A 13,003-nucleotide genomic window follows, 5' to 3' on the forward strand; every position below is an offset into this window, starting at 1 on the left:
AACTAAGAAACAGGAGACGTTTTTATGGCCATTGGCGTTTGGATCAGCCTTATAGCTTACTTTGTGCTAATGATCGGCATCGGCCTCTATGCCATGCGCAAAGCCACTTCCACCTCCGAAGACTACATGCTGGGCGGCCGAACCCTCAGCCCCAAGGTCGCGGCGCTGTCAGCAGGCGCATCGGACATGAGCGGCTGGCTGCTGCTGGGTTTGCCCGGGGCCATGTTCGTGTCGGGCCTGGGGTCGGCCTGGATCGGTATCGGTCTGTTCGTCGGCGCCTTCTTCAACTGGGTGCTGGTCGCACCCCGGCTGCGTGAACAGACGGTTCACTACGGCAATGCGATCACCATTCCGGCCTTCCTGGCTAATCGATTCCCGACCCGTTCACTCTCCCTGCGCACGGTGTCGGCCATCGTTATCGTGATCTTCTTCTCGGTCTACACGGCATCAGGCCTAGTAGCCGGCGGCAAGCTGTTTGAAAGCGCCTTTGCCGGGATCGTCAACATAGGCGGCATGAGCGACTACGGGGCGGGCGTGCTGATCACCCTGGGCGTCGTACTGGTTTATACCGTGGTCGGCGGCTTCCTGGCGGTCAGCATGACCGACTTCGTGCAAGGCTGCATCATGATGCTGGCGCTGGTGATCATGCCGGCAGTGGTACTCTTTGGCGAAGGCGGCGGCGGCTACAGTCAGGCGTCACAAACCCTTAATGAAGTCGATCCCACGCTGCTGTCGTGGACGGAAGGATTGACCTTTATCGGCTGGCTGTCTGCGGTCACCTGGGGGCTTGGTTACTTCGGCCAGCCGCACATCATCGTGCGCTTCATGGCGATCCGCACGCTCAAGGATGTGCCGATTGCCCGCAACATCGGCATGAGCTGGATGGCCATCTCGCTAATCGGTGCGGTATCGCTGGGTATTTTTGGTCGCGCCTATGCGGTTCGCAACGGCATGAATGTCGAAGACCCGGAAACCATCTTCATTATCCTGGCGGAGCTGCTGTTCCACCCGCTGATCACCGGCTTCCTGTATGCGGCACTGCTGGCGGCGGTCATGAGCACCATTTCAAGCCAGCTCCTGGTGGCGTCTTCGTCGCTGACCGAGGACTTCTATCGCCTCTTCCTGCGTAAAGAAGCCACGGACAAGGAGTGCGTGAACGTGGGCCGTGTCAGCGTCGTCCTGGTGGGCTTAATCGCCGCCGTGATTGCGTCGGATCCGGACTCCCAGGTACTCGGGCTGGTCAGCAACGCCTGGGCAGGCTTCGGCGCCGCCTTCGGCCCGCTGATCATCCTCTCGCTGATGTGGTCGCGCACCAATGGCGCTGGCGCCATTGCCGGCATGGTCGTGGGTGCCGCCACCGTCATGATCTGGATTGCCCTGGGCTGGAACGCATCCTTCATGGGTGGCCCTGGCGTGTACGAGATCATTCCTGGCTTCATCGCGGCCTTCATTGCCATCCTGGCGGTAAGCAGCGCGACGGCCGATGCCGGTGAATACCAGCATATTGCTCGCTAACAGCGTATCAATAGGCTAGCCATCTAGCCGGTAGGCTGACCCTGAGGCCTTCCCTTGACAGATACATCGTCACGGGGAGGCCTCTTTCGTTTGTGCGGGACGACCAGCGCCCTCCTGTGGCGGCCTTCTCCGATCTATACTGCCTTGCCCTGGATCAATATCCCGCCCGACGCGCTTCGTTAGACTGTTGGTGTCGTCGAGCAGCCAGTGAATGGCCGCTCAGTTTGCAACCAGGAGTGAACCCATGCGCCACATCAATTCTCGCCAGCTTGTCGCCCTTGGCCTCTCAACCGCCATGCTTGCCTTCAGCAGTGTCAGCCTTGCCTATGGAAAAGGTGATGTCTACACCCGCCTTGGTATCGCCAAGGTTGCGCCCACCAGTGATAACGGCGAGCTGCTGGGCGGCGCGGATGTCCATGTGGATTCGGAAAGTGGCCCCGCCTTCACGCTGGGCTACCGTTTTCATGACCACGTCGGTATTGAACTGCTGGCGGCTCTGCCGTTCGAGCACGATCTCCAGGTCGATGGCGTTACCAACGGCTCGACCAAGCACCTTCCGCCCACGCTGACCGTACAATACTATCCTTTCGGTGGCAGCGATGCCCGCGTTCAGCCCTACCTGGGAGCGGGCATCAACTACACGCACTTTTCCGACGAAAAGACCGATATCGGGGCCTCGCTGTCGCTGGAAGACTCATGGGGAATGGCGGGGCAAGTCGGCGTTGACCTGCTGATTGACGAACACTGGGCGCTGAACGCGGCTGCCTGGTATATCGATATCGACAGCGATGCCACGATCAACGGCGCGTCCGCCGGTAGCGTGGAAATTGATCCCGTCGTGGTCATGGGCGGGGTCAGCTACCGTTTCTAGATAGACAGGTCGCGTCCCCTTACCACCATCGCCCTCTGGTAACCACCAGGGGGCGATGTCATTAGTTATTGGTAACCAGTTGATCGATCCGCTCGACGGCCCTGACCACCAGCAGATGATCGCTGGCACGCACGTTTTCCTGCTTAAGGTGTTCTGCAATGGCTGGGGCCACGTCACACTGGGCGGGCAACGCCCCGCCGGCGTCGGCTAGCGCATACAACCGGGCAATGAACACGAAACGCAGCCATTGAAGTAACGACATGGTGTCGATACAGAACGGCTGCTGACTCGTGAACGCCGACGCGTCGGGTGTCGGCATGCGCCAGAGATTGGCGGCCTTCAGGGTAGCTTCAAGCTCGAGAAGCGCGGTATGAAGCTGTTGATGGACGCTCATAAACCACCTACGTTAGTTCTGAAATATGGACGAGTATTATCCCAACTCTATCACCGAGTTGCCACACGTCCACCGACATGCCGTTGTTATTCACAGATACACAGAAAACCTGCAAGAGACTGTGGATAAGCTATGGAAAGGTGTCGCAGCCGCGTTCCCCATGCGGGTTGCCGGTGACTGTTTAATTTTTAACCAGACAGTAAAAAAGGCGTGATATTATCAATGCCTACGGCTGACAGGCTGCTATCCGCAAGGTAGAGTGCAGGCTTGCAATGGGAAAGGACGTTATGCAACCAATTCGCACCCTCGACGAGTTCTTTCAGCGCAGCGGCGCCAGCGTGTCGTTCTATCATATGGGGCGTCATGTGACGGCGTGCCCGAACGATGCGCTGCGCCAGCTGGAAAACACGCAAAGCCCGTGGCCTGCTCCCTGGCAAGGCCAGGCGCGCCTTGCCATCGTGTTTCGACTTGGGGATATGCCGGAGCCGGCAATCTGGTTCCTGGCCCTGCCGCTGGATGAAGAAGGCCACCTGGTGCCCGCCCAGCGTGACGCCTTTCTGAACCGGCTGCTCGAGACCCTCGGCCGCAACGTCAATCAGTTGGGCCAGGAAAGAGCCTCGGACGTTGACAACCTGATGCAGGACAACCCGCTCGCCTTTACGCCGAGCGTTCACTTTCAGGCAATGCTCAATGCCCGCGCCACCCACGATCTGGGCCTGCCCGCGAGCCGCCACCTTGCCGCCGTGGAAACCTACCTGCGCCACCCTGATACCATGGACTGGCAGCAGTTGGGCCTCCAGGGGATTGCCGACGCCGCAGTGCGCCTTGACGACGACCTGGCGGCACAGATGGCAACGCTGGTAGCGCGCACCCTGCCTGGCGTGGTTCAGACATTCTGCTACTGCCTGGAACACCAGGCACTGCCTGAGGGTCTGGTGAACGCACTTCGCGATCGCGGCGAGCAGGCAAGGGTCGAGGGCGACCTGGAAACACTCTGCGCCTGCGTACGCGCGGTGGGCGCCACTCCGAGCCCTATCGTCGGCGATTGGTACAGTCAGCTATTGCACGACGATACAGCCTGTGGCCCCGACGTGCTGGCCGCGATGGCAGGAAGAGGTTGGGCGCATCTGGAAGACGGCGAACGTCTGCCACTGTTTTTGACACGCCTGGCGGATGACACGCGCACCGATTTCATTGCCGTGGTAAAAGACCTGGCGCTGATTCCCCGGCTACGCTTACCCTTACTGATGGCGCTGCGTGACGCGCCTGAGGCGTCCACGATCAGCGCTCGCCTGGCCGACCTGACGGCAAGATAGCGGCGAACCCTTGGTTTGATTATCGAAGACGCATAAGGAAAGCCCGATTGATGCGAGGCACACGCCCATCGGTCACCGACTTCCTAAGGAGTGGTTGTGAAAGAACTCCCTTACCAGGCCAAAGCAGTGATTGGCCGCCGTGAAATGGTCTTTTTGCCGGACCTGGCGCTTCATCTGTGCTGCAAGGCTGACACGGGCGCGCGTACCTCGGCCCTGCACGCCGAGGAGATTGAAACTCATGAAGACGAGCAGGGTCAGCTTTGGGTCAGCTTCATTACCCATAGCGGCGGGCCGGAAACCCCGGCCCACCGTCTCAAGGTGCATCTGCACGATCGTCGCCGCGTGACCAGTTCGAACGGTCATGCCGAATGGCGTTACGTGATCCGTACCCCGATGCGCCTGGGGGATCTCAACTTTCCGGTTGAGCTTTCCCTGACCGACCGCAGCAACATGCGTCACCCCATGCTGCTGGGACGCCGCGCCATGCGCCGTTTGCTGGTGGCCCCCGGGGCGGCGTTCTTACACGGCGAACCCTAAGGTTCCACGCTATTTTTTCCACGACGCCCCTCGACTAGGCTTGGAGTTTCGCATGCATATTGCTTTGCTTTCCCGTAATCGCAACCTCTACTCTACGCGCCGCCTGGTGGAAGCGGCAGAAGGTCGTGGACATACGGCGCGGGTGGTCGACACCTTGCGCTGCTACATGAGCATCGCCTCCCACCATCCTTCGATTCACTACAAGGGGGAAGAAATCGAGCCGTTCGATGCGGTCATTCCCCGCATCGGCTCTTCGGTGACCTTCTATGGCTGCGCGGTACTGCGCCAGTTCGAAATGATGGGCACCTATGTGATCAACGATAACGTCTCGATTACCCGCTCGCGGGACAAGCTGCGCTCGTTACAGCTCCTGTCACGCAAGGGACTGGGCCTGCCGATCACCGGCTTTGCGCACTCCCCGGACGATATTCCTGACCTGATCACCATGGTAAAGAGTGCCCCGTTGGTCATTAAACTGCTGGAAGGCACCCAGGGAATCGGTGTGGTGCTGGCGGAGACCAACCAGGCCGCCGAATCGGTCATTCAGGCCTTCATGGGCATGAAGGCCAACATCATGGTGCAGGAGTACATCAAGGAAGCCCGTGGGGCCGATATCCGCTGTTTCGTGATCGGTGATAAAGTCGTGGCCGCCATGAAGCGCCAGGCGGCTGACGGTGAATTCCGCTCGAACCTGCACCGCGGCGGCACCGCCAGCGTCATTCGCATCACGCCTGAAGAGCGCTCCACCGCCATCCGCGCGGCCAAGGCCATGGGGCTGAGAGTCGCCGGGGTGGATCTGCTGCGCTCCAACCACGGGCCGGTGATCATGGAAGTCAACTCCTCGCCCGGCCTGCATGGCATCGAGAGCGCCACAGGCAAGGATATTGCCAGCATGATCATCGAGCACATCGAAAAGAATGCCATGCCGGCACGCAAGGCACCCCCCAAGCCCAAAGGCTAAGCATCTGCAGCAAAAATAATTTGTCAGGGGGGTGGCAAATCCAACGCACCCCCGCCACAATCTGCGTCACCGAAGGAGGTAGACGCTCATGTTTCTCGATAATCGCCAAGTGGCGATGGATAGCGCACTGGAAGCGCTAGCCGACAGCATTGATTATTTTCAGGACAATATCGAACGCCTGCGCCCTTCCCTGCGCGAAGCATTGAAGCCGCATTACACCGCACGCCTGGACAGCATGCACCAGCTGCAAGAGCTGGCCCGCACCCACCTGAAGATGCTGCCCCGCGACGCCGATGTCGAGCGGGACGATTTCCTGTGGCTATGGAGCCGCCTGAAAAGCTTTGTCGGCAACGACAGTCAGGTGCTGATCAACGAGCTGCTGGAGCAGGAGCGCGTCTTGATGCAGGCGCTGTCGACGCTCTTTACCCACCCGCTGCCGGAGCCCATCGAGCCGGTCGTCGACCAGTGCATGAAAGGCTGCCGCCAGCTGATTCGCGAGCTTTACGAGCTGCAGAAGCGCAAGACTCGCCGTTAGTCAGTACGCGGGGGCAAGGTCTGAATAGGCTCCGCCGGGCCCAGAAAGTAGGGCTCGCGACCCCAGATATACAGGTCGCCAAGCGTTGCCACCCTGGCGGCCCACTCACGCAGCAGCACGTGCCAGCCACCGGCGCCCTCGCGCTCCTCCGCTACGCAGCCTGTGACCTGCATACCCAATGAACGGGCGATGAACACGGCGCGAGGCAAATGCCAATCCTGGGTGATCAACACCGCTTCATCAAGCTGAAAGACGTCGCGCGCCCTCGCCAGCGTGTCGTAGGTGCTGAAACCAGCAAAGTCCATCGTCAGCTGTTCAGGCGCCACGCCACGGCGTGATAGATCACGCCACATCGCGCGCGGTTCATTGTAGGCCTGGGTACGGTTATCGCCCGACAAGAGCAGATGTTTCACTTTCTGCTGGTCGACCAGCTGTGCCGCCGTGCGCATTCGCGCCTGGAAATGCGGATTACGCATGCCGCTACGTGTCCAGTTGGACGTGCCGAACACCACGCCGACGTCGGCGGACGGGCACTGGGCGACAGGCGCGTGGATGTAAGGCGCGGTGCGCGCCACCACCCAGAAATTAATGCCCACAAACAGCAATGTCGCCAGCAGCAATAAGGCTCCTAGCGACATTAACAGGCGGGATAACCATGTGATCAGCGGACGACGCATCTAGCGTACCAGCCCACTGTCAGAACATACCCAGCTCAAGCTTCGCCTCTTCGCTCATCATGTCACGACTCCAGGGCGGGCTGAAGACAATCTCGGTATGCACCTTGCTGATTTGCGGCGCGCCCAGGATCTTGTTGCGCGCATCAGCGGCGATCACGTCGCCCATGCCACACCCCGGGGCGGTCAGCGTCATGCGAATGGTCACCATCCGCTCACCGCTGATCAACCGCTCGATCCGGCAGCCATACACCAGCCCTAGATCGACGATATTGACCGGTATTTCCGGATCAAAGCAGGTCCGCAGCTGATCCCAGACGAACTGCTCGATTTCCTCTTCCGTGGCGTCTTCATGCAGCGTAGGACGCGGCAGCGGCGGCAGCCCCAGGGCGTCCAGATTACTGCCTTCAATCAGAAATAATCGCCCCTCAAAGCCGACGCTGACCGTGCTGCCCTTGGCCTGCATGACGCTGACCACGCTATCTTCCGCGAGTTGCTCTGTGCTTCCGAACGGAATCGCGATGGCCTCTACATCGCGCTGAAGCGGCAGGCTCTGCCCGCGCTGCAGGTTGGCTACTTGCTCGATATCCATAGGCTTCCTTAACGCACCATACCAATGACGCGGTTCAACGCCGTCACAAACGCATCCACTTCTTCAAGCGTATTATACGCGGCAAACGATGCTCGGCACGTGGCGTCCACCCCGAAATGGTGCAGCAGCGGTTGAGCGCAGTGGTGACCCGTGCGGATCGCCACGCCCAGCTGGTCGATGAGCAGGCCGATGTCTTGGGAATGTGCACCGTCGACCACAAAGGAGACTACCCCAGCCTTGTGCGGTGCGGTGCCCAAGATACGCAACCCATCCACTTGACCAAGGGCCTGGGTCGCATGCTCGAGCAACACGGCTTCCCAGGCACCAATGGCATCGACCCCGACGCCTTCCAGCCACTCAAGCGCGCGCCCCAGGGCAATCACTTCGGCGATCGCCGGGGTTCCGGCTTCGAACTTGTGCGGGATGTCGGCGTAGGTCGTCCCCACATCGAAGGACACCGTGTCGATCATTTCGCCGCCGCCCTGCCAGGGCGGCATGGCCTCGAGCAGGGCTTTCTTGCCGTACAGCACGCCGACACCGGTCGGCCCATAGACCTTGTGCCCGGAGAAAGCGTAGAAGTCGGCGTCGATCGCCTGGACGTCGACCCGCTGGTGGGGCGTAGCCTGGGCACCGTCAACCATGATCAACGCGCCGTGCTGGTGCGCCAGCGCGGCCATTTCCTTGACGGGGTTGATTGTCCCCAGGGCGTTGGATACATGGTTGACGGCCACCAGCTTGGTACGCTCGCTGAGCAACGCCTGGTAGGCGGCCATGTCCAGCGCGCCTCGCTCGTCAACGGGAATCACCTTGATGGTGAACCCCCGCTCTGCCGCCAGCAGCTGCCAGGGCACGATATTGGAGTGATGCTCCAACATCGAGATCAATACCTCATCGCCAGGATGCAGCTGGGTACGCCCCCAGCTTTGCGCCACCAGGTTGATCGCCTCGGTGGTGCCCCGCGTGAAGATGATCTGACGGGCATCGTCCGCATTGAGGAACGCCTTGGCACGCTGGCGGGTGCCTTCAAAGGCAGCGGTCGCTTCGTCTGCCAGCGTATGCAGGCCACGGTGAATGTTGGCGTTATAGCGCGAGTAATAATCGCTGAACACATCAATCACCGCCTGCGGCGTCTGGCTGGTGGCCGCGTTATCCAGATAGATCAGCGGCTTGCCATTGACCTGCCGGTCAAGCACCGGGAATTCCCGGCGCAAGGCGGCCACGTCAAAACGTGCATGGTCTTGCTCCAAGGGCGTCTCAATCACGGTATGGGGCATCGATAGCTCCTTGATTAGTCGTTGAGCGCAACCGCTGCCTCGACAAGCCCGGCAAGGTTGAAACGCTCGGGCAGTTTACCGGCAACGGCAAGCTCCACACGCTCGGCAATGGCATCCAGTGCTACTTCCTCAAGCACCTCACCGGCAAACGCCAGGGTCAGCAGACCGCGAGCGGTGGCTTCGTCGATGCCCCGGGTACGCAGTGCGTAGATGGCTTCTTCATCCAGCTGGCCGGTGGTGGTGCCGTGAGAGCATTTGACGTCATCCGCGTAGATTTCAAGCTCGGGCTTGGCATCGATATGCGCGCGGTCGGAAAGCAGCAGATTCTGGTTACTCTGGAAGCCTTCGATCTTCTGGCTGTCGCGCTTGACGTAGACCTTGCCGTTGAACACGCCGTGGGCACGGTCATCCAGAATGCCCTTGTAGTTCTCGTTGGAGAACGTCAGCGGCGCATTGTGGTTGACCTTGGTGTGGTTATCGACGTGCTGGCGACCCTGGCCGAAGAACAGGCCGAGGAAATTGGTTTCCGCGCCTTGGCCGTTCAGATCGCTGATCAGGTCGTTGCGCACCAGCGCACCGCCCAGGTTCAGGTTGTAGGAGCTGTAGCGGCTGTCGCGATTCTGCTCCACATGGATACTGGCCACGTGCATATCACCCAGCGGCGCTTCCTGAAGCTTGTAGTGATTCAGAATGGCGCCACGATCCAGCATCAGCTCGGCCACCACATTGGTGAAATTGGTGGCGTCGCTTTCACCGGCGTAATGCTCGATCACGGTGGCTTCACTGCGACCCCCCGCTTCCACCAGGATGCGCGGATGACACATCACCGGCGATCCCGCGCGCGACAGGAACTGCAGCAGGATCGGCTTTTCGACCACGCTACCCGACGCGATGCGAACCACCGCCCCTTCTTCCATGAAGGCCGTGTTGAGTGCCGCAAAAGCCGAAAAGTCGACGCCTGTCAGACGGCCAAGCGGCCCACCGACGGCTTCGTGGTTGTCGGTCAATGCCTTGGAGAGTGGCAGTACCTGAACACTTTCCGGTAACGCCTCCAGGTCGGACAGCGCCGAAGAAAACACGCCGTCGACAAACGTCAGGCGGTACGCGTCCAGGGGGAGCGTCAGCGCCGCAGCCTGGGCCTTGGAAAACTCGGCGCTTTCCGCCAGGGCAAAGTTACCCTGGGCGATGGTGCGCACATCGGTGTACTTCCACTCTTCATCGCGACGCGTGGGAAAACCGACCGCCTCGAAGCGGGCCGCGCCGGCCTGGCGGCGCGCCGCGATCCAGGTGGGCTCTGCGTCGCGCGTCTGGCTACGCGCTTGCAGCGTGTCCAAGAACGTTTGCGTATCGCTCATGCCGCAGACTCCTCGATACCTTCGTATCCGTTGGCTTCCAGCTCTTTGGCGAGCGCCGCATCGCCGGACTTGACGATACGGCCATCGATCAGCACGTGCACCTTGTCGGGCACGATGTAATCGAGCAGGCGCTGGTAGTGAGTCACCAGCAGGATCGCGCGGTCTTCGGCGCGCAGGCTGTTGACCCCGTCGGCGACCACTTTCATGGCGTCGATGTCGAGGCCGGAGTCGATCTCGTCCAGCATGGCGAGCTTCGGCTGCAGCACCAGCATTTGCAGGATCTCGTTGCGCTTTTTCTCGCCGCCGGAGAAGCCTTCGTTCACGGCACGCTGCAGGAAGCTGGCATCCATCTTCATGTAGCCCAGTTTCTCTTTCACCAGCTTCATGAACTCAGGGGCCGGCAGCTCGCTTTCACCGCGCGCAGCACGCTGAGCGTTGAGCGCCGACTTGAGCAGGTAGATGTTTTTCACCCCGGGAATCTCGACCGGGTACTGGAAACCCAGCAGCAGGCCGGCCTGGGCACGCTCCTCGATCTCCATTTCCAGCACGTCCTGCCCCTTGAAGGTAATGCTGCCCTGGGTGACCTCGTAGCCATCCTTGCCGGCGATGACCGCCGACAGGGTGGATTTACCCGCACCGTTGGGGCCCATCAACGCGTGGACTTCGCCTTCGTTAATCGTCAAGGAAAGCCCCTTGAGGATTTCGGTGCCTTCGACGGTGACGTGTAAATCGTTAACTTCCAACATGGTAATAACCCTTCAAATGCTAACCGATCGCTTGCGCGACGCTTATAAAAGTTGTCTGGTGTGGACGGGGCCGATCAGCCCACCGCCCCTTCCAGGGTCACGTTCAGGAGTGCTTCGGCTTCTACCGCGAACTCCATAGGCAGTTCCTGGAACACATCCTTGCAGAAGCCGTTAACGATCATGCTGACCGCATCTTCCTCGGTGATACCCCGGCTCTGGCAGTAGAACAGCTGGTCTTCGCCAATCTTGGAGGTCGTCGCCTCGTGCTCAATCTTGGCGGTGCTGTTACCGATTTCCTGGTACGGGAAGGTGTGCGCGCCGCAGGTATCGCCGATCAGCAAGGAGTCACACTGGGTGAAGTTGCGGGCGCCCTTGGCCCGGGGGCCGATTTTCACCAGACCGCGATAGGACTGGTCGCTCCTGCCGGCGGAAATCCCCTTGGCCACGATATACGAGCGCGTGCCCTCGCCGACGTGGATCATCTTGGTGCCGGTGTCGGCCTGCTGGCGACCGTTGGTGACGGCAACCGAATAGAACTCGCCGATGCTGTCCTTGCCACGCAGAACGCAGGAAGGGTATTTCCAGGTAATCGCCGAGCCGGTCTCGACCTGGGTCCAGCTGATCCGCGAGCGCGCGCCGCGGCACTCGCCGCGCTTGGTCACGAAGTTGTAGATACCGCCCTTGCCATCTTCGTCACCCGGGTACCAGTTCTGCACTGTGGAATACTTGATGTAGGCATCGTCCAGCGCCACCAGTTCGACCACGGCGGCGTGGAGCTGGTTCTCGTCACGCATGGGTGCGGTGCAGCCTTCCAGGTAGGACACCTGGGCACGGCTCTCGCAGATGATCAAGGTACGCTCGAACTGACCGGTATTGGCCGCGTTGATGCGGAAGTAGGTCGACAGCTCCATCGGGCAGGTCACACCTTCGGGCACGAAGACAAAGGACCCATCGGTAAACACGGCCGAGTTCAACGCCGCAAAATAGTTGTCGTTTTGCGGCACCACGGTGCCCAGATACTGTTTCACCAACTCCGGATAATCACGGATCGCCTCAGAGATCGAACAGAAGATGACGCCAGCTTCGCCGAGCTGCTTCTTGAAGGTGGTGGCCACTGATACCGAGTCAAACACGGCATCTACTGCAACACCGGCAAGCGCTGCCCTCTCATGCAGCGGAATACCCAGTTTCTCGTAGGTTTCCAGAAGCTTGGGATCGACTTCGTCGAGACTCTGGGGACGATCTTCGGGGCGCTTCGGGGCACTAAAATAGGAAATCGACTGGTAATCGATAGGCGGATAATCGAGATGCGCCCAGGACGGCTCTTTCATTTCCTGCCATTTGTGGAACGCCTCCAAACGCCACTCCAGCATCCACTCCGGCTCGCCTTTCTTCTTGGAAATAAAGGCAATGGTGTTTTCATCCAGGCCAGGTGGCAGGGTGTCGCTTTCGATATCTGTTACAAAGCCTTCTTTGTAATCGCGACGAACCAACTGTTCCATTTCTTCGCTTGCCATGGTCATTACCCTCCGGGCAGTTGGGTGGCGAGGTTAGCTCGCCGTCAATAGGGGATAGAGGCCTGCATCGGTCATATCCATCATGCGGTGACCGCCGACAGGCTAATACTTTGAATAGGCAGTTGAACGGGCAGCTTGATCGGCGTGGTATCCGCCAGATGCGCAAGCGTGACGCTTTCAAGCAGCGTGCGGATCGCCAGCGACACGCGCTGCCAGTTATCGGCAACCCCGCAGGTGGCAACCAGCTCGCAGTCGCCTTCCGCCTGACTACACTCGGTCATGGCCACGGGGCCTTCGATCGCCGCGATGATGTCGGCGGCGGTGATATGAGAGGCGGGCCGAGCGAGCCGGTAACCCCCCTGGGCACCGCGCTGCGACTCGAGCAGCCCTGCTTTCACCAGCATCTTGAGTGTTTTACTCACCGTGGGATGAGGCAACTGAACCGCGTCCGCCAGATCCGCTGCCGCATGCGACGCCTGAGGCTCGCGGGCAATTTGCGCCATGACCACGGCGGCATAGTCTGTCAGTCGTGAAAGCTTGAGCATGCCGACTCCTATTCGCCGTTGCATTGGGCTTGACCGTTAATTGGGTACCATTTTAGTCCTGTATAAATTTGATGTGAAGCCCTTACGCAAAATCCTTATCAAATAGCGCGATTTCGTGACACGTTCGCGACCGATGCCATCAAAAAAGCCAATCATTATCATTTGCGAAAA

General features: G+C 60.1%; 14 protein-coding genes. 6 read left to right on the plus strand and 8 right to left on the minus strand.

What is annotated here, in order from left to right; all coding sequences use genetic code 11:
• Window positions 1–24 precede the first annotated feature (24 nt).
• Both putP and QC815_RS07280 read left to right on the plus strand, forming a co-directional pair.
• Window positions 25–1,515 carry a sodium/proline symporter PutP gene (putP, locus tag QC815_RS07275; RefSeq protein ID WP_230447855.1) on the plus strand — a complete coding sequence of 497 codons (1,491 nt, stop codon included), beginning with the start codon at window positions 25–27 and terminating at the stop codon, window positions 1,513–1,515.
• A 244-nt stretch (window positions 1,516–1,759) separates the two neighbouring features.
• Entirely contained in the window at window positions 1,760–2,386 is a 627-nt protein-coding gene (locus QC815_RS07280) for an OmpW/AlkL family protein (RefSeq protein ID WP_230447854.1), read from the plus strand.
• Window positions 2,387–2,447: 61 nt separating this feature from the next.
• Here QC815_RS07280 and QC815_RS07285 read toward each other — a convergent pair whose 3' ends face one another.
• A complete protein-coding gene (locus QC815_RS07285; protein WP_230447853.1) occupies window positions 2,448–2,780 on the minus strand; it encodes a YqcC family protein in 333 nt (110 codons plus the stop codon).
• A gap of 287 nt (window positions 2,781–3,067) precedes the next feature.
• Here QC815_RS07285 and QC815_RS07290 point away from each other — a divergent pair, with 287 nt between their 5' ends.
• The 4 genes from QC815_RS07290 (at window position 3,068) to QC815_RS07305 (ending at window position 6,129) form a co-directional block, all read left to right on the plus strand.
• Window positions 3,068–4,096 (plus strand): DUF3549 family protein, encoded by a 1,029-nt coding sequence (locus QC815_RS07290; protein WP_309767802.1) that lies wholly within the window; start codon window positions 3,068–3,070, stop codon window positions 4,094–4,096.
• Window positions 4,097–4,192: 96 nt separating this feature from the next.
• Entirely contained in the window at window positions 4,193–4,633 is a 441-nt protein-coding gene (locus QC815_RS07295) for an ATP-dependent zinc protease family protein (RefSeq protein WP_230447851.1), read from the plus strand.
• Window positions 4,634–4,685: 52 nt separating this feature from the next.
• Window positions 4,686–5,594, plus strand: coding sequence for a 30S ribosomal protein S6--L-glutamate ligase (rimK, locus tag QC815_RS07300; protein ID WP_230447850.1), 909 nt, complete (start codon window positions 4,686–4,688; stop codon window positions 5,592–5,594).
• Between the two features lie 88 nt (window positions 5,595–5,682).
• Window positions 5,683–6,129 carry a hypothetical protein gene (locus QC815_RS07305; RefSeq protein ID WP_230447849.1) on the plus strand — a complete coding sequence of 149 codons (447 nt, stop codon included), beginning with the start codon at window positions 5,683–5,685 and terminating at the stop codon, window positions 6,127–6,129.
• Here the strand turns inward: QC815_RS07305 and QC815_RS07310 are convergent.
• The 7 genes from QC815_RS07310 to QC815_RS07340 form a co-directional block, all read right to left on the minus strand.
• The gene (locus tag QC815_RS07310; RefSeq protein ID WP_230447848.1) at window positions 6,126–6,806 is read right to left on the minus strand and encodes a SanA/YdcF family protein; all 681 of its coding nucleotides are present in this window, start codon (window positions 6,804–6,806) and stop codon (window positions 6,126–6,128) included. The two genes, QC815_RS07305 and QC815_RS07310, sit on opposite strands and share 4 nt — an antisense overlap.
• Before the next feature lie 19 nt (window positions 6,807–6,825).
• Complete coding sequence (gene sufT, locus QC815_RS07315; RefSeq protein ID WP_230447847.1) at window positions 6,826–7,395, minus strand: putative Fe-S cluster assembly protein SufT; 570 nt, start codon at window positions 7,393–7,395, stop codon at window positions 6,826–6,828.
• A gap of 8 nt (window positions 7,396–7,403) precedes the next feature.
• Window positions 7,404–8,669: a cysteine desulfurase gene (locus tag QC815_RS07320; RefSeq protein ID WP_230447846.1), complete on the minus strand. Its 1,266-nt coding sequence runs from the start codon at window positions 8,667–8,669 to the stop codon at window positions 7,404–7,406.
• A 14-nt stretch (window positions 8,670–8,683) separates the two neighbouring features.
• Window positions 8,684–10,024 carry a Fe-S cluster assembly protein SufD gene (gene sufD / locus QC815_RS07325; RefSeq protein ID WP_230447845.1) on the minus strand — a complete coding sequence of 447 codons (1,341 nt, stop codon included), beginning with the start codon at window positions 10,022–10,024 and terminating at the stop codon, window positions 8,684–8,686.
• A complete protein-coding gene (gene sufC, locus QC815_RS07330; RefSeq protein WP_230447844.1) occupies window positions 10,021–10,770 on the minus strand; it encodes a Fe-S cluster assembly ATPase SufC in 750 nt (249 codons plus the stop codon). The genes sufD and sufC overlap by 4 nt, the downstream gene beginning before the upstream one ends.
• 74 nt (window positions 10,771–10,844) lie before the next feature.
• On the minus strand, window positions 10,845–12,287 hold the full coding sequence (gene sufB, locus QC815_RS07335; protein ID WP_230448039.1) for a Fe-S cluster assembly protein SufB: 1,443 nt from the start codon (window positions 12,285–12,287) through the stop codon (window positions 10,845–10,847).
• An 80-nt stretch (window positions 12,288–12,367) separates the two neighbouring features.
• Entirely contained in the window at window positions 12,368–12,832 is a 465-nt protein-coding gene (locus tag QC815_RS07340) for an SUF system Fe-S cluster assembly regulator (RefSeq protein WP_230447843.1), read from the minus strand.
• Window positions 12,833–13,003 lie beyond the last annotated feature (171 nt).

This window comes from Vreelandella gomseomensis, from assembly GCF_031451645.1.
In the GTDB taxonomy this organism is placed as follows: domain Bacteria; phylum Pseudomonadota; class Gammaproteobacteria; order Pseudomonadales; family Halomonadaceae; genus Vreelandella; species Vreelandella gomseomensis.